The organism is Pontibacter beigongshangensis, from assembly GCF_014332515.1.
Taxonomy (GTDB): Bacteria; Bacteroidota; Bacteroidia; order Cytophagales; family Hymenobacteraceae; genus Pontibacter; species Pontibacter beigongshangensis.
In genome coordinates, this window is the sequence record NZ_VFSD01000008.1 from 80,036 (window position 1) to 98,199 (window position 18,164).

The 18,164-nt window shown below is 50.5% G+C and carries 17 protein-coding genes; 8 read left to right on the forward strand and 9 right to left on the reverse strand.

What is annotated here, in order from left to right; all coding sequences use genetic code 11:
• Positions 1-41 precede the first annotated feature (41 nt).
• Together FJM74_RS08565 and lipB are read right to left on the reverse strand one after the other, a co-directional pair.
• Complete coding sequence (locus FJM74_RS08565) at positions 42-446, reverse strand: hypothetical protein (RefSeq protein WP_187262182.1); 405 nt, start codon at positions 444-446, stop codon at positions 42-44.
• On the reverse strand, positions 430-1,164 hold the full coding sequence (lipB, locus tag FJM74_RS08570; RefSeq protein ID WP_187262183.1) for a lipoyl(octanoyl) transferase LipB: 735 nt from the start codon (positions 1,162-1,164) through the stop codon (positions 430-432). The genes FJM74_RS08565 and lipB overlap by 17 nt, the downstream gene beginning before the upstream one ends.
• A 166-nt stretch (positions 1,165-1,330) precedes the next feature.
• On the opposite strand from lipB, the gene FJM74_RS08575 reads away from it, so the two are divergent.
• Positions 1,331-1,690, forward strand: a complete 360-nt coding sequence (locus FJM74_RS08575) for a YraN family protein (protein ID WP_187262184.1) — start codon at positions 1,331-1,333, stop codon at positions 1,688-1,690.
• Between the two features lie 208 nt (positions 1,691-1,898).
• On the opposite strand, the gene FJM74_RS08580 is transcribed toward FJM74_RS08575, so the two are convergent.
• Positions 1,899-2,819, reverse strand: a complete 921-nt coding sequence (locus FJM74_RS08580) for a toxin-antitoxin system YwqK family antitoxin (RefSeq protein ID WP_187262185.1) — start codon at positions 2,817-2,819, stop codon at positions 1,899-1,901.
• A gap of 395 nt (positions 2,820-3,214) precedes the next feature.
• Entirely contained in the window at positions 3,215-5,041 is a 1,827-nt protein-coding gene (htpG, locus tag FJM74_RS08585) for a molecular chaperone HtpG (RefSeq protein ID WP_187262186.1), read from the reverse strand.
• Between the two features lie 284 nt (positions 5,042-5,325).
• On the opposite strand from htpG, the gene FJM74_RS08590 reads away from it, so the two are divergent.
• The 4 genes from FJM74_RS08590 (at position 5,326) to FJM74_RS08605 (ending at position 9,700) form a co-directional block, all read left to right on the forward strand.
• A complete protein-coding gene (locus FJM74_RS08590; RefSeq protein WP_187262187.1) occupies positions 5,326-5,649 on the forward strand; it encodes a hypothetical protein in 324 nt (107 codons plus the stop codon).
• A 175-nt stretch (positions 5,650-5,824) separates the two neighbouring features.
• On the forward strand, positions 5,825-8,182 hold the full coding sequence (locus FJM74_RS08595; RefSeq protein ID WP_187262188.1) for a TonB-dependent receptor: 2,358 nt from the start codon (positions 5,825-5,827) through the stop codon (positions 8,180-8,182).
• 206 nt (positions 8,183-8,388) lie between these two features.
• The gene (locus tag FJM74_RS08600) at positions 8,389-8,961 is read left to right on the forward strand and encodes a hypothetical protein (RefSeq protein WP_187262189.1); all 573 of its coding nucleotides are present in this window, start codon (positions 8,389-8,391) and stop codon (positions 8,959-8,961) included.
• Positions 8,962-9,133: 172 nt separating this feature from the next.
• On the forward strand, positions 9,134-9,700 hold the full coding sequence (locus FJM74_RS08605; protein ID WP_187262190.1) for a hypothetical protein: 567 nt from the start codon (positions 9,134-9,136) through the stop codon (positions 9,698-9,700).
• Positions 9,701-9,754: 54 nt separating this feature from the next.
• On the opposite strand, the gene FJM74_RS08610 is transcribed toward FJM74_RS08605, so the two are convergent.
• On the reverse strand, positions 9,755-10,405 hold the full coding sequence (locus tag FJM74_RS08610) for a YdeI/OmpD-associated family protein (RefSeq protein WP_187262191.1): 651 nt from the start codon (positions 10,403-10,405) through the stop codon (positions 9,755-9,757).
• A 508-nt stretch (positions 10,406-10,913) separates the two neighbouring features.
• Between FJM74_RS08610 and FJM74_RS08615 the strand changes: the two genes are divergently transcribed.
• Complete coding sequence (locus FJM74_RS08615) at positions 10,914-11,087, forward strand: hypothetical protein (protein WP_187262192.1); 174 nt, start codon at positions 10,914-10,916, stop codon at positions 11,085-11,087.
• 142 nt (positions 11,088-11,229) lie between these two features.
• Positions 11,230-11,556, forward strand: coding sequence for a DUF4286 family protein (locus FJM74_RS08620; RefSeq protein WP_187262193.1), 327 nt, complete (start codon positions 11,230-11,232; stop codon positions 11,554-11,556).
• 235 nt (positions 11,557-11,791) lie between these two features.
• On the opposite strand, the gene FJM74_RS08625 is transcribed toward FJM74_RS08620, so the two are convergent.
• From FJM74_RS08625 to FJM74_RS08640, 4 genes are all read right to left on the reverse strand, one after another.
• On the reverse strand, positions 11,792-12,265 hold the full coding sequence (locus FJM74_RS08625; RefSeq protein ID WP_187262194.1) for a GNAT family N-acetyltransferase: 474 nt from the start codon (positions 12,263-12,265) through the stop codon (positions 11,792-11,794).
• A 41-nt stretch (positions 12,266-12,306) separates the two neighbouring features.
• A complete protein-coding gene (locus tag FJM74_RS08630) occupies positions 12,307-13,062 on the reverse strand; it encodes an acyl-[acyl-carrier-protein] thioesterase (RefSeq protein WP_187262195.1) in 756 nt (251 codons plus the stop codon).
• 521 nt (positions 13,063-13,583) lie between these two features.
• Complete coding sequence (locus tag FJM74_RS08635; RefSeq protein ID WP_187262196.1) at positions 13,584-15,779, reverse strand: prolyl oligopeptidase family serine peptidase; 2,196 nt, start codon at positions 15,777-15,779, stop codon at positions 13,584-13,586.
• A 139-nt stretch (positions 15,780-15,918) separates the two neighbouring features.
• Complete coding sequence (locus tag FJM74_RS08640; RefSeq protein ID WP_187262197.1) at positions 15,919-16,917, reverse strand: sugar phosphate nucleotidyltransferase; 999 nt, start codon at positions 16,915-16,917, stop codon at positions 15,919-15,921.
• A gap of 605 nt (positions 16,918-17,522) precedes the next feature.
• Here FJM74_RS08640 and FJM74_RS08645 point away from each other — a divergent pair.
• The gene (locus FJM74_RS08645; protein WP_187262198.1) at positions 17,523-18,101 is read left to right on the forward strand and encodes a LemA family protein; all 579 of its coding nucleotides are present in this window, start codon (positions 17,523-17,525) and stop codon (positions 18,099-18,101) included.
• Positions 18,102-18,164 lie beyond the last annotated feature (63 nt).

Below are 18,164 nucleotides of genomic sequence, written 5' to 3' on the forward strand. Positions count from 1 at the left end.
GTTGTCGGGTAACAACAGATAAAAGAATAAAGTTTACAAGCTTATGAATGGAGCACCCCCATCATTTGTAACATGCTTATTTCTATCAGGTTATCTTCAGTAATAGATTCTGGCACAAATATAAACTTCTTATCATAGATACTGCTATCTACATAATAACTTACCCAGTACTCATTGTTGAGATGGAACAAGCCCGGGTCAATCGGCTCAATCTGGACAAAGCTTTTGCCCTCTACACGCTCAAACATATGCCGCAGGGTAGAGGTTTTTATTTCGGCGCCATCTACAAAACCGTATCCTGTAGAGGCGATCAGCACATTGGTGAGGGCGTGTGTGTTGTTATTGATCAGATACACGTTCCAGGCGGGAGTTCCCAACTCATCAGCAGAGGTCGCTACCGCGATGGAGATACCTTCTACCAATCCAAAATCAATGTCCTTTTTCATTTGCTGCTAGTGTGATTCTGGCTTCAAACAAACTGGCAAGGTGGCCGAGCAGCTTCTCTTCTACTGCTGCCATCTCTACTTCGTGCCCCAGTTCTCTCTTCAGCGAGGTAACCTGTTTGTCTGAAATGCCGCAGGGCACAATATTGTTAAAATAGTTTAAGTCTGTATTTATGTTAAACGCAAAGCCGTGCATGGTAACCCAGCGGCTGCACTTCACGCCCATGGCACAGATTTTCCGGGGGTTGCGCTGCTCTTCGTGGTCGAGCCAGACACCGGTGAGGCCTGCTATGCGGCCCGCCTTAATCTGATAATCCTGCAAGGTAAGAATAATAGCCTCCTCTAAAAAGCGCAGGTACTTGTGGATGTCTGTAAAAAAATTGTCGAGGTCCAGGATCGGGTACCCGACCAGCTGCCCGGGGCCATGGTAGGTAATGTCGCCGCCGCGGTTTATTTTGTAGTAAGTGGCCTCTTTCGCCTTTAGGGCCTCCTCGTTAATAAGCAGGTGCGACTCATGGCCACTCTTGCCCAGCGTGTACACATGCGGGTGCGAACAAAACAGCAGGTAGTTGGGAGTGGGCACCTGCGCCTCGGGGGAGGCTGCGCGGTTCTGCGCCTTCAGGTTCAGCACGCTGCCGAAAAGCTTCTCCTGATATTCCCAGGCCTCCTTATAATCTATTAGGCCCAGCCGCTCAAAGCTAATTTCCTTGTTCTGTAACACGCTCCTTGTATGGTTGAGAAACTAACTGCTGGTAGCCCAGCAGATACTATGCTTTATTTAATTTTTTTTGCAATTTAACGGCACCCGGAAAGCAGAAATATCCGAATATTCTAATTTATGTGCGCCTTCTGCTGCTAAAAAGCACGTGGCAATTTATAATATTTTAATGGCATCTCAAACAAAACACATCATAACAGGCAGCTCCGGGGAGGAGAGTGCAGTAGCCTACCTGGCCGAAAAGGGCTACCAGATACGCTGCCGGAACTTCAGGCACAAACGGGCTGAGGTAGATATTATCGCCCAAAAAGATGATGTGCTTGTGTTTGTGGAAGTAAAAACCCGGACTTCTGACAGCTTTGGCTACCCCGAGGAGGCCGTAAGCCCCAAAAAGGAAGCCCTGCTGATTGCCGCCGCAGAAGAATACATTCACCAGACAGACTGGCAGCACGACATTCGGTTCGACATCATTTCTATTACCTTAAGCAAACCTCCCGTTATTTATCACATAGAAGATGCCTTTCATTAATGTGCTAATGCATTAATGTGCTAATGCATTAATGTGCTGATGTGCGAATTTTTCAATTTGAAGATTTGGAAATGAATTGCCAGAGCAAGCTTTAAAAACTCTTCACTCTTAACTTTCGGAGAAGGTCTTATGTCCTGCGTCTTCTGTCTTAAAAAAACCTACGGAGGGGCTTTTTGATTAGAATAATTCGTCTTAGCCAAAGACGGGGCTACCGCTGGGCAGAAGAGCGCTTGTCGAGCTTGCCTTTTTCGTATACCAGCGAGCCGTGCCGGTCGTACTCCTTTATCAGGACGGGTTCTGCCGGGGCATCGTAGGCGGTCTTAGGGTACTGATACTCGTAGTGGCGCCGGTTGCGGAAGTCGTAGTGCTTGATCCAGACGCCTACTTTGCGGCCTTTCTCGTACATGCCCGACCATTCTACCTGCCCATTCTCATAAAAGCGATAGTACATGCCCTGCACCTCGCCGTAGGCATACGGAATCACTTCCTTTATTTTTTTGGTGTCGCCGTAATAGGTCACAACCGCATCGCGCAGGAAGCCCTTTTCGTAATGCCGCTTGTCGAGGAGCACGTTGTCTTCGTTGTTGCGGTAGCGCTCCCAGCGCAGGTGCCTGGTGCCCACATAAAAATAGCCCTCTTCCACTACCTGGTCGCCGATCTTCTTCTTATAGGGCCCGTGCAGGATCTTGAATTTATCGGGGTCTACCTTGCCGCTGGTGCGATATATCTTGCGCTTTTTGGTATCGTAAAAATACTTTTCGGGGGCATAGGGATTTGGCTCTTCATACACAGGCAAAAAACTGAACGTTTCCAGCACCTGTCGGTTGCCGCTGCCACCAGACTTTATGAACCCGCGGCTTACCTTGTGGCCCATAAAATAGCGCTTGCTCTGCTTTTTCTTCTTTTTTTTCTTCGCTACCACATCCTGCTCATCTTCTTCAGGAAGCTTGTTCTCCAAAGATGGTTTGGCTGTATCGGCCAGAGCCACTGTTTTGTTTTTAGCATTTTCTTTCTGTAGGGCACGAGTCAGGTTATAATCGCTGTTATACTGCGCCGTGTTACAAGCACTCAGTCCTGCCGTCAGGCAAACAGCCAGGCTAACTAAAAAAGAAAGGTAAGAATGCCTCATTTTTAAACTTTTGAATGAGCGATGGCCGGAAAAGCGAGCTTCTCTTCCAATTAAGCCAATGGTTTACAAATCAACGTAAAGATGCACATAAATCATATATACATCAACGGCGCTTTTACAGCTGCTCTTTATAACTAAGCTGCTTTCAACATAGTTTCATGCCGTAAGGGCTAAAACACAAAAAGGCAGCACCTTGCGGCACTGCCTTTTTATGCGTTAATCATAATCCGGGGTCACTTCGGCAAACACTTTCTAGGTTGCCCCGGCTGCTCGTTTTCTCAAATGGAGTGCCTGCTCCGACCAGGCCGAAGCCCGAAACAGGTAAAATACGCGCTGGAGGGCCGATTTCATTAGAATAATTGCTCCGAAACCGGGTACCAGGTCTTTAGGCAACGTTACTCTTTATCAATCAGCTCCACGCTACGCTTCACAAAAGCCGTGAGGGCAGAACCGGAAAGCATGTTCTGCGAAAGCAGCGCCAGATCAAAGGCCTGACGGGCAATGCGCTCCTTGTTTTCTTCCTTGGCCTTCAGGATGCGCTGGTGCAGGCTGTGGTTGGCGTTTATGGTTACGTTGTAGGTGTCTGGCATGTCGCCCATAAACATCATACCGCCACCACCGGCACGGCTCATGTCCTTCATGCGGCGCATAAACTCAGGCATGGTGATAACGACAGGGGCATCGTCTGGCGACATGGCAGCCACTTCTACCTGCATGTGCTGGTTGTTGATGGCCTGCTCATACACTTTCTTGATTTCCTCTTTTTCGGTGTCGTTGAGCACGCTTTCCTTGCTTTCGTCCTTCTGAATCAGTTTGTCGATGGTTTCAGAATCTACGCGCTTCAGAGTCGTTTTCTCCAGCTTCTGCTCCAGCAGGCCTATAAAGTGGCTGTCTATCACGGTGTCCAGCTTAAGCACGTCGTAGCCGCGGTTCAGGGCAGCCTCTACGTAGGCGTGCTGCTTATCGGCATCGGTGGTGTACAGCAGCACCAGCTGCTCTGACTTATCGGTCTGGTTTGCCTGCGTCAGGGCTTTGTACTCTTCAAATGTGTGGTATTTGCCTTCGGTGTTCTGCAGGAGCACAAAGTCTTTGGCTTTGTCATAGAACTTGTCGTCGGAGAGCATGCCGTATTTAATAAATACGTTCACGTCGCTCCAGTTTTTCTCAAACGTCTCGCGGTCTTTCTTAAAGATGTCGTTGAGTTTATCGGCTACCTTTTTCGTGATGTAAGTGTTGATCTTCTTCACGCTAGAGTCGGCTTGCAGGAAGCTGCGGCTCACGTTGAGCGGAATGTCCGGCGAGTCGATGACGCCGTGCAGCAGCATCAGGAACTCCGGCACCACATCTTTTACCTCGTCGGTAATAAACACCTGGCGGGAGTACAGCTGAATTTTGTTACGCTGCAGCTCAAACTCGTTCTTGATTTTAGGGAAGTACAGGATACCGGTCAGGTTGAAAGGGTAATCCACGTTCAGGTGGATCCAGAAAAGTGGCGCCTCTGAGAAGGGGTAAAGCTCTTTGTAGAAGTTTTTGTAATCGTCGTCTGTCAGCTCCGATGGCTGCTTTGTCCAGATCGGGTTCGGGTTGTTGATCACTTCGCCTTCGAACTCCACCTCTACCGGCAGGAACTTGCAGTATTTGTTGAGCACCGTGCGGATGCGCTCCTTTTCCAGAAACTCCTCTGAGTCCTGGGCCACATGCAGGATAACGGTTGTGCCACGGTCCTCTTTGCTGGCCTCGGTAATTGCGAACTCTGTGCTGCCATCGCACACCCAGCGGGCAGGCTCCGTGCCATCCTGGTAAGATTTGGAGATGATCTCTACTTCGTCGGCCACCATAAAGGCGGAGTAGAAGCCGAGACCGAACTGACCGATGATCTGGTTTTTCTCGCCGCCCTGGTCTTTGTAGCGCTCCACGAACTCGGTGGCGCCAGAGAAAGCGATCTGGTTAATATATTTTTTGATCTCCTCGGCCGTCATGCCGATGCCACGGTCGGCAATGGTAATGGTTTTAGCCTCCTTATCCACACTTACCACCACTTTCAGGTCGCCTTGCTCTCCCTTAAACTCCCCGATGCCGCCCAGGCGCTTCAGCTTCTGCGTAGCATCAACGGCGTTGCTCACCAGTTCGCGCAAAAAGATCTCATGATCAGAGTACAGGAACTTCTTGATGATCGGAAAAATGTTTTCGGTGTGAATCGAAATATTACCTCTTTCTTCCATGTTTTTACCTTTAGTATATATTATATAAATGCTGTTGCTTAAACTTACTTTCAGCTATCGCTTTTCAAATCCTGTTCCAGAGCTGTTTTTGCTCCTGCTATGTGACAGGTTGTCAGAATCTGCTGCGCCTGCAATTTTTTTACGTGCAATGTCTTACCGAAACCATCCATTCTGGCACATTTAGAGTATAAGGAGGTATTTTTTAGTATGGCGGCCTTATTTTGGAAGGCTGTAAATGCAACAATGGTGAATTTATGCTACCTTTGTGCGGTTCTTAGAGATTAGTGCAACAACTCAGATCCTATATCGCCCTGTTTTTACTCCTGCTTTTCGTAAGGCCCATGGTGCCCGACGGACTGCTGCTGAGCCTGCACAGCCATGAGCATACCAGCCACGAGGTGCCATGCGACACGCACCAGGCGCAGGTCGACAAAAAACACATCCACTGCGACGTAGAAGATCTGTTTGGTGCTCCCTTTCAGCCTGCCGTTGCTGCTATAGACTTCTTATTTATTACCCATACCGCCGTTTATACGGTTCCGCAGGTGGAGAGCCTGCATAGAATTCCTGTTTCGTACGCTTACCTGCGAGGTCCCCCGCTTGGCTAGGCAGGGCGTATCCCTATCTTCTTTTAATTTTTCTGAAAAGAGCAGTTTAGCGGCCTTCTGAGTCGCCTGCTTTGTGTTCTTCAGTTTTTTTGCGCAGACCGCTCCACCTCGAAGTTTTATACGCCTCGGGTACTGAGCATGGCTACTGCCTTCTATTTCAATTAAATTCTATAAAGTGTTCCATATTACAATTGCTGGCAAGAACCTCTTGTTCCTGCCTCTGCTGCTGTTGTTTATACAGCCCGTAGCAGCCCAGGACATGTATATAATTCCGGAAACGGAACTCGAGCAGGACTGTGGCCTTACGCTATCGGGCAAGGTGATAGACCACGACACGCGCGAACCTCTGATTGGTGCCACCGTGCTGATTGAGGAGTTGCAAAAAGCTGTGGTTACAGACGAATATGGCAATTACCATTTCCATAATTTGTGCCGCGCCTCCTACTCCGTAAAAACCACTTACATAGGCTACGAGGAGATACGTTCTTCTTTCAGGCTCAGCTCCTCTGCCGTCCGGAACATGGCTCTCCACATAGATGCCAGGACTTTTGGCGCTGTTGAGGTGGTGGGCGGAAGGATGGTGCGCCAGGCGCAGACAACAGAAACACTCGCCGGCAGAGAACTGGAAGAAACCCGGGGCCTCTCGTTGGGCGAGTCGCTGAAGAAGCTCTCTGGCGTGAGCTCTGTGCAGACAGGCCCCACCGTTTCCAAGCCTGTTATCCATGGTTTGTTTGGCAACCGTGTCCTGATCCTCAACAACGGGGTGCGGCACGAGTCACAGCAGTGGGGAAATGAGCACGCCCCTGAAATAGACCCGCTAAACGCGCAGGAACTGAAGGTGGTGAAAGGGGCGGCAGGTGTACGCTACGGCTCCGATGCCATAGGCGGCATTGTAATGGTTAATCCCAAACCGCTGCCTGACTCAACAGGTGTAAGCGGCGAGCTGAACCTGATCGGCAGTACCAACAACCGCATGGGGGCTGTGGCTGGCATGGCAGAAGGAAAGCTGCAGCAGCTGCCCTTGAGCTGGCGCCTGCACACCTCCCTGAAAAAGGCCGGGAGCGCCCAGGCACCCACCTATAACCTGAACAACACAGGCTTTGAGGAGCAGAACCTGGCCGCCACGCTTGGCTACCGGCAGCAGAAGTTCGGCGCGGAGCTGTATTACAGCTATTTCCACACCAAGCTCGGCTTTTTGTCGTCGGCGCACATTGGCAACCTGACAGACTTGGCGAATGCCATCGGGCGGGAGCAGCCAGAGGAAGCGGGCAGCTTTACCTACACCATCGCGCGCCCTTACCAGGACGTAACACACCACCTGCTCAAGGCCAGAGGCTATTACAAGACAGGCGATTTGGGCGAGCTTCAGTTTACGTATGGCCTGCAGGAGAACCGGCGCCAGGAGTATGACCGGCACCGCAATACCGGCGATTCGCCACAACTGGACCTGGACCTGCAGACGCATACGACGGAACTGGTATGGGAGCATGAGCCTGTCAGCAATATATCGGGGAGCATGGGCGTGTCTACCATCTGGCAGAACAACACGTACACGCCCAACACCAGGGCATTGCTTCCTTTTTTCAAGAGCCTGACGGTGGGAGCCTTTATTTCAGAAAAATGGCGAAAAGATAACCTGCAACTGGAGGCGGGGATACGCTACGACCAAAAATCGCTCGACGTTCAGCGCTGGGGCAATAGCCGCGAGCTGCTGAAGCCTGCTTATACGTTCCATAATCTGTCTGGCAGCTTTGGCGCCCTGTATGACCTGGGTTACCATGTGAGCCTCAGTGGCCACATTGGCTACGCCTCCCGTGCGCCGCATGCCTACGAGTTGTTTGCCCAGGGCCTGCACAACAGCGCCGCCACCTACGAAGAAGGCAATCCTAATCTTGTATCGGAGGAGGCGCTGAACACCATGGCTACCTTTACCTACCATTCTAACCTCCGGCTCAACGGGGAGCTTAGTCTCTATTACAACACCATCAACGATTACATTTACCTGCAGCTGGCTCCTGAGTATGTGCTGGGCGTACAGGGAGCGTTTCTGAAGGCGAGATACCGACAGGCTGATGCCCGCTTCTGGGGTGCCGACCTTACGGCAGACTATGCCTTTACCAACAGGCTCACCTTAAACAACAAAACATCGCTGGTGTATGCCGTGAATCGCGAAACAGGAAATTACCTGCCTTTTATAACACCCAGCCGGACAGACAACACCCTCCGCTACAGCTTCGAGAACCGGGAGAGCTCAAAATTCTCTGATAGGTACCTGGCAGTGGGAGGCTTGTATGTGGCCCGGCAAAGCAGGTCGGATGAGCAGTCGGATCCGGTGTTGCCGGCCCCGGATGCTTACTTCTTGCTGCATGCCGAGCTGGGCACTTCGCTCTCGCTAGGCAGGCAACAACTGGAGCTGGGGCTGGTGGGCAACAACCTGCTCAATACCAGCTACCGCGATTACCAGAACCGCCTACGGTACTTTGCCAATGAGATGGGCCGCATGCTGCTGTTTCGCGTCAAAATCTTGTTGTAGCCTCCACACGAAGGCTTTTCAAGTTTTACATCATATCAACCAATGAAATATTAAAAAAAATTTGCCAGGCCGGAAACAAATTATTCTAATAAAAATGGCCCTCCAGAGGAAGTTTGCCCGTTTTTATCTTTGGCTCCATCCGGCATCTTAAGCAGTTTGTAACACTATTGTTTACTTATTAACCATATTTAAACTTAAAGACAACCATGAAGAAGTCATTCAGACCATACCTCGCTTTCCTGCTTTTGGGCAGCTTGCTTTCATTTACAGCCTGTAAAGAAGATGAGGAGCCGGCACCAGACCATGAGCACGAGCTAATTACCACCATTACCCTAACCCTGGTGCCAACCGATGCCAGCAAGCCAACCGTTACAGCAATTTGGGAAGACCTGGATGGTGTGGGGGGCAACCCAGCCACAGTAGATGACCTGGTGTTGAGTGCCAACACCACCTACAACGGTTCCATTTCCTTTGCAAGCGTAGAGAACCACGACGGGCACAGCCATGGCCACGACCTTACAGCAGAAATCAAAGAAGAAGGCGAGGCCCACGAGGTATTTTATGTGGTGACGCCGCAAGGGCTGGTCTCTTTCGAGAAAACGGATAAGGACACGAATGGCCGGCCGATTGGCATCGAAACAACCGCCACTACGTCAGTTGCTGGTTCAGGCACTGTTCGTGTGGTGCTCAAACACCAGCCCGGCACGAAAAGCAATAGCAGCAATATGAGCACAGGCGAAACAGATGTGGACATTGTTTTCGAAACGACTGTGCAGTAATTTAAACTACACCACTACAATCAATCTAAGAAGAGACGGCCCGGTAAGCCGTCTCTTCTTTATGTAGCTGCACAGAGGTGCGTATTTTTTGCACTTATTTACTATATTGCTTCGTATTGCCTGTACTAGCCCGGTAAATTTGCCGTTAACCTTCTATAAAACCCAACTACAAATGAAGCAAGCCTTTTTCCTGAACCGGTTTATTCTTGTGCTGCTCAGCGGTATAGCTATTCTTTCTGCCTGTAAAAAGAACGACCCGAATCCTGTACCGGAAAGTGAGAAGGTTGAAGTTACCACGGCTGTGCTGTTGCTCGTGCCAGATGGGAAAGGTCAGAATGCATCTGCTACTTGGAGAGACCTGGATGGGCCAGGTGGGCAAGACCCCGTGATGGAAAACCTCATCCTGAAGGCAAACACCACCTACCGCGGCACGTTGAAGTTCCTGAACGAGAGCAACCAGAACGCGCTGGAAGACCTGACAGTGAAGATACGAAATACAGGGCATGACCGGGAGGTTTTTTATGTTGTTGACGGTGCCAGCCTTACTTTCACAAAAACCGACTTAGACCGGAACAACCGCCCCCTCGGCCTGGAGACATCTGCCACAACCACCTCTCCCGGCGCCGGCAGCCTCCGCGTTGTGCTGAAACATCAGCCCGGCCTGAAAAGAGGCAACAGCACCATAGACACCGGAGAAACCGATGTAGACATGGTTTTCCCGGTCGTTATTCAGGATTAGCCACAGGTGTTCCGCAGCAATCACTAACCTTGTAAAAATTTAGCTGGCAGGCTATTATTTGTTGGTGTGTTTCACGGTGGCAGGTGATAGTTTTCTTACCAGTTCCAGCGCCTTCTGCACCCGGCTGGCTCTTGTTTCGGGGCGCTTGGCCTCCAGCAGCGATACCACCATTTCCTTTTTATGCGTGAAGGCCAGTTGCCCGAACCGGCTCAACAAGTCCGCCTGCTCCAGTGCCTCCCGCAGATCATCAGGAGGTGTTACGGTACGCGCGTCTTTATCAATGCCTTCGTAAACGGCACCAAACTTCGATGGTGCCTTCCGCTGGGACTGGTGCCTGAATCGCAGCGATGACCAGGTATCATCTATAGCCACCTGCCGTACAGGTTCGTACCCGAAAGTTGCCAGCACCCGCCATCCTTCATCGCGGGTCAGGTCTGATTCTATTCCGGACGATTTTTTAGGGTAAGCGATCCAAAGCAATCCCTCAGGTTTGAGAATGGCCGCAATCGCCGGAATCCACTTTTCTAGTTCGACCTTGCTTTGCACGAAGAGTTGCACCGCATCTGCCTTTTCTGGCAGCGCAGGCATACTGGCTGCTACACGATACCCTTCTGTTGCAAGTGCAGCGGTAAAGGCGGGAGGAGCCTGAAGAGCTACTACCTGTTGCGACTGTTTTAGCTGCAATTTTTTCCCGAGTTCCCGCATGGCATTTCTGGTTTATTATGAATGGCTATGTGCCGCAAATCTAACAGAAAATCTGCTATTTCATGCTACTGGTTTTAAGATCAGCTACATACGCCGCCATTTCTTGCGCAGCAGAAAAATACTGTTGTTGGCTCAACTGTTTTCATGGCGATTGTTCGAACTTTCTAGATGGTCTTGACGTTTCTACAGCAATAAGCGTTCTCCTGTTTTTTGGTTAAAGATCGGCTTTTTAGCGCTTTCCAGCCATATCCAGAAGTTTTGAGGTGGCTGCTGTAATAAGGCAACATCCGGTTCTACCGGTCGGAGTCACTTCTAAACAAAAAAATAGGAAGGCTTGTAAATTGAAATAATATTTATACATTACTAATATTATTTATAAGGCGAGCAATAATCCGATGGTTTATTTATTAACTATCGTTAGTTAGCTAGTTAGGGATCAGAATAAATTATTGCTCCCCGCACGAACCATGTAAGCAAAGTAATGCTTGAAACTTTAAACACGACGGCCATGAACACGACATCTAACCAATCAGATTTAACGATAATTGCGGCGCTTTTTATGCTGCTGCTGATTTATTGCTCAGTTTGCCTGAAACCTGCAGATGCTGATGTGGGGGTAGGCAATACCAAATCTGTTGCGGCAACAGAAAATAGCCTAACGACAGTCCCCATACTTAAATAAAAAAACAAGACCAGGTGAACCTTTCGACTGCTGCTAATGCCAAATAGCAGTCGAAAGGTTTTTGTTTAAGGCAGGCCTGCTCACACGCCTCTAATTTTCATCGGGACCCTATCTCTCAGCCAGGATTTTCGTAACTTTGAGTATGATCTTATACAACATCACAGTAAATGTAGAGAACAGTATGGCAGAGGAGTGGCTGGACTGGATGATAAAGGTGCATATCCCGGAGATGATGGCCACAGGCTATTTTATGCGCAACCAGGTCAGCAGGCTGCTGAACGAGGTCGAGAATGGCGGCGTAACCTACGCCGTGCAGTTCTTCTGCCGTAACCTCGACGATCTGCAGGAGTTTCAGCGCGACCATGATCCGGCTTTCCAGGAAAAGCATGCCAGGCGCTATGGCGAAAAAGCGCTTTCTTTCCGGTCGCTGCTCGAGATTATCGGCACTGACGTAGAGCGCAAGCAGTAGTCTGGAAAGCAACCATGAGCCGGAGCAGCAAAATTAGCTCTGAAAGGCTTTTTTGATTTAAATAATTCCGAAGCTAGTACAGGCCCAAGGCTATGGCGATCTGATTGCGAACAGGTGCGATTACCTCATATAAACCTTAATCCGGCTAAACACCAATCGCCTGATTATTTGAATCAAAATGCCCTTCCGGAGGCTCCAGACGATAAAGGTTCCTACTCGGCAGGCCGGCACCTTTTTAATTACCGTATTGCTGAATCTGGTCTTCTGTCATGCGGCAGTTAATCCACTCACTATCGAGGGTTGCTCCTATCTTTTTGTAAAAGGCAATGGCGGGTTCGTTCCACTCCAGCACTTGCCAGGCAAAGCGTTTTGCTCCGATGGCTTTTGCTTCCTTGGACACGGCATCAAACAGTTGTTTGCCCACGCCGGTGCGGCGTTGCTTCTCCGTCACGATCAGGTCTTCGAGGTATAGCGTTTTCCCCTTCCAGGTGGAGTAGGCAATGTAGTAAAGCGCGATGCCGATAATTCCTTCTGCCCGCTCTGCTACAAAAAAGCTAAAAATCGGGTTCTCGCCAAAGCTGTCGCGTTCCATGTCTTCCACGGTGTTCGTTACCTCCTGCGGAGCCCGCTCAAACAAAGCCAGCTCTTTTACCAGGGCATGTACCTGTGGCAAATCTTCTATAATTCCTTTTCTGATGGTTACAGTCATAGGTTGTGTTAGTTGTTGAGGCTGAACAGAAAGGAGAATGGCTACAGCGTCCATTTAGTGCTGGCCTGCACCAACTCTTTGCCGGATTCCAGGCCGGTGAGGCTGTGCAAAAAGTGATGCTGCTCGTTTGCAGGAGCAGCGAGCGCGGCAATTGTATTCCCCAAAGTGCTTTCAGCTTTAAATATAATGTCGGTTTCGCGTAAATGCCCCTGCTCCAGCAGCTCCTGCGGGAGTACCGCCAGGGCCCAGCGCAGGTACCAGGTGTTGTTCACGTGCCGGTTCAGGTCGATGTGGTGCCAGCGCACGGTTGTCTGCTGTTTATAAACAGGCTCCGCAAGTGCGGAAAGTTTACCTTTGGCAAATGGCAGCGGCTCCCGGCCAGGTGCAAGCGCCACAGCCGTGATAAAATCCGGCACGGCCACCATCTGTCGCTTGGCTATGTCCATTACCAGCCATACACTGGTGGCTTGCCCGAGCAGTTCACGCTCCTCGCTGTAAATCCTGAAATCGCGGTGCAGAAATACTTTCTCCTGACCCGAGGCCCAGGTTTCTACTGTAATCTTTTCACGATGCTTCGGGTAGCGGAACATCTGCACCCGCATTCGCTGCAGCACCCACGTGAGTCCTTTCTCCAGCAGGTCGTAGAGCGAGATGCCCAGGGTAGCGGTATTGTCCCAGGCGGCTTCCTGCAGGTAGGTCACCAGCGAAGGCAGAGTAGCCAGTCCCCGGGCGTCTATCTCGCTGGAGCGCACTACAAACTGGCTCTTGCCGCCTTGCCATAGCTCGTTATTTTCCATCGGCCTGCACCTTGCTAAAAGATTCTGAATTTAAAGGCGCTTGCGTACCCAGGGAATCATTAAGAGGAGAGCCTCCGGAAGGCCTTTTTCATTATTCTAACCCAAGTTGTGCGGTAGCAGCCCTAAATAATGTGGTGCGGCTGGTAACTACGAGTCAGATACAGTTGCCAGGTGCACCGAATGACGATTTTTTGTTTGAGCGTTCAGCGAGTTCAAAATCGTCTTGATTTTTTTGGTTCTTTTTGTATCAAGACAAAAAGAACAAAGACACCGGCCATGAAACAAGCTGCTTCTACCAAAAAGTCTTAACAAGTGGCTATCCTAACTTAGCCCCAAGCCAGTGGCCATTGCCTTAGGCTCTCGCCCACAAGATCCTTTCAGGAGGACAAAGGGACAAAGTCAGAAAGGCTATCTACCGCACAACTTGGGTTAGAATAATCCGGTGCTATCTAAATTATTCGAATGAAAAAGGCCTTCCGGAGGCTTTTGCCTACTCCGGTACTGAGGCCGGTACCGCCCCTTTAGGGATTGGTATGATACGGGTCCACGCCCATGTTCTGGTACACAAACGACCAGGTATCGGCGGCCTCCTGTATAACTAAGGCTGTTGGCTTGCCTGCTCCGTGGCCGGCCCGCACATCTACCCGAATCAGGTAGGGATTGCCCGGTGCGCCTTTGGCCTGCAGCTCGGAGATAAACTTAAAGGAGTGTGCCGGTACCACGCGGTCGTCGTGGTCAGCGGTTTTTACGAGCGTAGCCGGGTATTTCACGCCTTGCTTAAGGTTGTGGAGCGGCGAGAAAGCGTACAGATTTTTAAATTGCGCCTCGTTGTCAGAAGATCCGTATTCCGGCACCCAGGCCCACCCGATGGTAAACTTGTGGAAACGCAGCATGTCCATTACGCCAACAGCCGGAAGCGCCACTTTGGCCAGCTCCGGGCGTTGCGTCATGAAGGCGCCCACCAGCAAACCGCCGTTTGAGCCACCCGCCACTGCCAGTTTTTCGCTGTTGGTGTAGCCTTCCTCAACCAGGTACTCGGCCGCCGCTATAAAGTCGTCGAACACGTTTTGCTTGTTCGGGGTCATGCCGGCTTTGTGCCAGGCTTCGCCATACTCACCGCCTCCCCGCAGGTTAGGCAGGGCATATACGCCACCGTTTTCAAGCCACAGCATGTTCGAGATACTGAAGCCAGGTGTGAGCGACACGTTAAAGCCGCCGTAGGCATAGAGGTAAGTCGGGTTAGTGCCATCGAGCTGCAGCCCCTTTTTGTGCACAATAAACATGGGCACTTTGGTGCCGTCTTTCGAGGTGTAAAAGATCTGCTTCGTTTCGTAGGCATCGGTGTTGATATCTACCTCCGATTTGCGGAACAGGCTCGCTTTGTTGCTGGCAATGTCGTAGCGGTAGATAGTGGTGGGATAGGTAAAGGAGGTGAAGGTGAAGAACACTTCTTTGTCATCGCGCTCTCCGTTGAAGCCTGCCACCGTACCAATGGCCGGAAGTTCCACGTGGGTCAGGCGTTTGCCGCTAGTATCGAACACTACTACTTCGCTGGCGGCATCTTTCATGTAGGAAGCGATAAGACGATTGCCTACAAACGACACGCTGTTCATCACATTCTCCGTTTCCGGCACTATAACTTTCCAGTTGGCTTCCAGCGGCTTTTTCGGGTCGATGAGCACGAGGCGGTAACGCGGGGCGTTTTTATTCGTGCGCACAATCAGCTTGTCGCCCAGGTTATCCACCACATCGTATTGCGACTCAAAATTATCTACAATCGGCCTGATGGTTGACTTTGGGTCGGTGAGGTCGCGGTAGTAGAGGGCATTGGCGCCGCTGGCTCCTTCCGATACGTTCAGCACCAGAAAACGCTCGTCTTCGGTGGTGCCTGCGTAGAAGTTGCGGAGCGCGTGCTGCTTGTCTTCGTACACCAGTTGGTCCTGGCTCTGCGGCGTGCCTACTTTGTGGTAGTACACTTTGTGGTACTCGTTTTTATTGGCCAGTTTGTTGCCTTCGGTAGGCGCGTCGTAGCGGCTGTAGAAGAAGCCGTCTTTGTACCAGCTCGGGCCGGAGAACTTCACCCACTCCACCGCATCGTCGAGCTTTTTGCCGGTAGCCACCTCCATTACGTGGTATGTGTTCCAGTCGGAGCCGCCGCTGGCCGTGCCGTAGGCCACGTATTTAGCATCTTTAGAGAAAGCCAGTGCCGTGAGGGCCACTGTGCCGTCTGAAGAGAACTTGTTTGGGTCCAGGAAAACCTGGGGCTCGCCTTCCAGGGTGTTCTGCACGTAGAGCACGCTCTGGTTCTGTAGTCCATCGTTCTTATAAAAATAATACTTGCCGCCTTTCTTAAACGGGGCGCCATATTTTGGGTAATTCCAGATTTGCGTAAGCCGGTCTTTGATCTTATTGCGGAACGGAATGCTGCTCAGGTAGCTTTGCGTTACCTTATTTTGCTCCGCAATCCACTGGTCCAGCTCCTCGTCGTGGGTTTCCTGCCAGCGGTAAGGATCGGCCACGGTGGTGCCGAAGTAATTGTCGGTATGGTCTACTTTTTTGGTGTTCGGGTAGTTCAGGTTCACGGCTGCCGGAGCTGCGGCCAGGGTTTCGGTGGTTTCTTCTTTCATGCCGGTGGCAGTACTTTCTGTTTGTGATGGTTTGCAGGCCGAAAAAGCAGCGATGCTCCCGGTCAGCAAAAGTAAAGAGGTCTTTTTCACGATAGATTGTAGAGGTTAGGTTTTCTAAGTCAAGAGTTAAAAGTTAAGAGTTAAAAAACTCCTCATCCATTCTCTTAGTCATTCATTCAAAATTAATAAATTAGCACATCAGCACATTAAATAATCAACACACTAACAGTTACTGTCCGAAATTGATTTCGGTGCTGTCGCCGATGTTGAGGCTGTGCCTGAGGCCTTTAAAGGAGGCGTCGCTGCCAATAATGGAGTCGCGCATAACAGCATATTGCAGCTCACTGAAGGAACCGATAATGGAGTTGCTGAGGATGGAGGAGGTGACAATGGTATTGTCGCCGATGGCCACGTAAGGGCCAATAATGGAGTTGGCCACCTGGCAGTTCTCGCCGATGCTCACTGGCGGAATGATGATGGTGTTAGGAAATTGGCTATAGTCTTTCTTACGGAACTCGGGCCGGCTCAGCAAGGTGGCATTCGCCTCGAGCAAAGTTTCCTTGCGACCACAGTCAAACCAGTTGTCTACGCTCCAGGTAGCCATGCGTTCGCCGTTCCGGATCATGTGCATGAGGGCGTCGGTCAGGTGGTACTCGTTCTGCGTGCGTATGTCGGCCTCCATGATATACTCCAGCGACTCCACCAGCTTTTCGGGCTGCATAATTTTGTAGAGGCCAACCAATGCAAAGTTAGACTTCGGGATCATGGGCTTCTCCACCAGTTTGGTGATAAACTCATCCGACCCAACTTCCGTCACGCCAAACAGCGAGGGCTTCGATACTTTTTTAACACCCAGCACGGAGTGCGGCGCCTTTATCACGGCCTCAAAGTCTACATCCACAATGGCATCGCCGAGCATGATCAGGATGCTGCTCTCGTTCCGGTACGTGTCGCGGGCCACCCACAAGGCATGCCCAAGGCCCTCGCGGGGCTCCTGCACCACAAACTCGCTGTTCATTTTAGGGTATTTCTGGCGCACATAGTTTTCTATCTTCTCGCCCATGTACCCTATTATAAAAACAAAGTCCCGGACGCCGGCATCCAGCAACCGCTCTATAATATGCCCCAGGATGGTATTGTCGGCCACAGGCACCAACGACTTAGGCTGTGTATGTGTGTGCGGACGAAGCCGTGAACCGACTCCGGCAACAGGAATAACTACTTTCATAAGTTGCAATTTGAGGCAATATATCAAATTTCAGCCTCATTCAATAACGTTGCCCTCCCGGAAACAGCCTATTCGCTGTGATTTTGGCATCAAATACGGCCTTTTTCCTAATAAGATGTCAGATGAAGATTTGAAAATTTGAAGATGTGGAAATTCGGAGATTGAGCTTGGAAATCGGAGCAGGCGCAGTAGCAGCCTTCTATGGCTCCGGAAGACCATTTTGATTCGAATAATTTGCTGATTGTTAGTTACTGATCGTTAAATGATTGTTTTGGAGATTAGGAGCTAGATGGAGAAACACAGCCTAACACACGATTAATTAATAGTTATATGTCCTGTGGCGTACTACGTGATACGAACATCGTGATACCAGAACCCTGCAACCTGCGTCCTGTGTCCGAAAAAAGCCTCCGGAAGGCCGTTTTCATTAGAATAATTCGTAGCGGTTTCAGGGCCTCTGCGGCTCCTACCGGATGGCAGCAGGAGAATAAAATATACAATTTTTGGTATGTTTTGCGTTAAGCTAAACGATGATTTGTTAATTTCGTAGTCATATCGCGCCCTGTTTACTAAGCAGGCGCACAAAAATTTTATAACAGCTATTTATGAAAAAACTATTCTTTTACCTGATTGGGTTTGTTATTCTGGCCTCGCAGTCGTCTTGCGGGTACAACACGATGGTGCAGAAAGACGAGGCGGTACAGGGCCAGTGGGCCAACGTCGAGAACTCTTATCAGCGCCGGGCCGACCTGATTCCGAACCTGGTAAACACCGTAAAAGGAGCGGCCAACTTCGAGAAAGAGACCCTGGAAGCCGTAATAAACGCCCGCTCCAGAGCCACCAGCATCCAGATCAGCAGCGAAGACCTGACCCCTGAGAACATTGAGCGTTTTCAGCAGGCGCAGAACCAGCTGAGCGGTGCGCTTTCGAGGTTGCTGGCCACGGCAGAGGCATACCCTGAGCTAAAAGCCAACAACAACTTCCTGGAGCTGCAGGCCGAGCTTGCCGGCACCGAAAACCGGATAAGCACCGAGCGGCGAAAATACAACGAAATGGTGCAGGACTATAACACCACGGTCCGGTCTTTCCCCAACAACCTGATGGCGGGCATTTACGGCTTTGAGCGCAAAGGCCACTTCCAGGCAGACCCCGGCTCCGAACAGGCCCCTACTGTACAGTTTTAATTGTTGGTTGTTCGTTGTTGATTGTTAATTTCTCAGATACCGTGTTCATTAAAAACACGCTGA

Bases quoted from the DNA above. Each gene is read 5' to 3' on its own strand.
- FJM74_RS08565 (WP_187262182.1), bottom strand. From the start codon at position 446: ATGAAAAAGGACATTGATTTTGGATTGGTAGAAGGTATCTCCATCGCG.
- FJM74_RS08575 (WP_187262184.1), top strand. From the start codon at position 1,331: ATGGCATCTCAAACAAAACACATCATAACAGGCAGCTCCGGGGAGGAG.
- FJM74_RS08580 (WP_187262185.1), bottom strand. From the start codon at position 2,819: ATGAGGCATTCTTACCTTTCTTTTTTAGTTAGCCTGGCTGTTTGCCTG.
- htpG (WP_187262186.1), bottom strand. From the start codon at position 5,041: ATGGAAGAAAGAGGTAATATTTCGATTCACACCGAAAACATTTTTCCG.
- FJM74_RS08600 (WP_187262189.1), top strand. From the start codon at position 8,389: ATGAAGAAGTCATTCAGACCATACCTCGCTTTCCTGCTTTTGGGCAGC.
- FJM74_RS08605 (WP_187262190.1), top strand. From the start codon at position 9,134: ATGAAGCAAGCCTTTTTCCTGAACCGGTTTATTCTTGTGCTGCTCAGC.
- FJM74_RS08610 (WP_187262191.1), bottom strand. From the start codon at position 10,405: ATGCGGGAACTCGGGAAAAAATTGCAGCTAAAACAGTCGCAACAGGTA.
- FJM74_RS08615 (WP_187262192.1), top strand. From the start codon at position 10,914: ATGAACACGACATCTAACCAATCAGATTTAACGATAATTGCGGCGCTT.
- FJM74_RS08620 (WP_187262193.1), top strand. From the start codon at position 11,230: ATGATCTTATACAACATCACAGTAAATGTAGAGAACAGTATGGCAGAG.
- FJM74_RS08625 (WP_187262194.1), bottom strand. From the start codon at position 12,265: ATGACTGTAACCATCAGAAAAGGAATTATAGAAGATTTGCCACAGGTA.
- FJM74_RS08630 (WP_187262195.1), bottom strand. From the start codon at position 13,062: ATGGAAAATAACGAGCTATGGCAAGGCGGCAAGAGCCAGTTTGTAGTG.
- FJM74_RS08640 (WP_187262197.1), bottom strand. From the start codon at position 16,917: ATGAAAGTAGTTATTCCTGTTGCCGGAGTCGGTTCACGGCTTCGTCCG.
- FJM74_RS08645 (WP_187262198.1), top strand. From the start codon at position 17,523: ATGAAAAAACTATTCTTTTACCTGATTGGGTTTGTTATTCTGGCCTCG.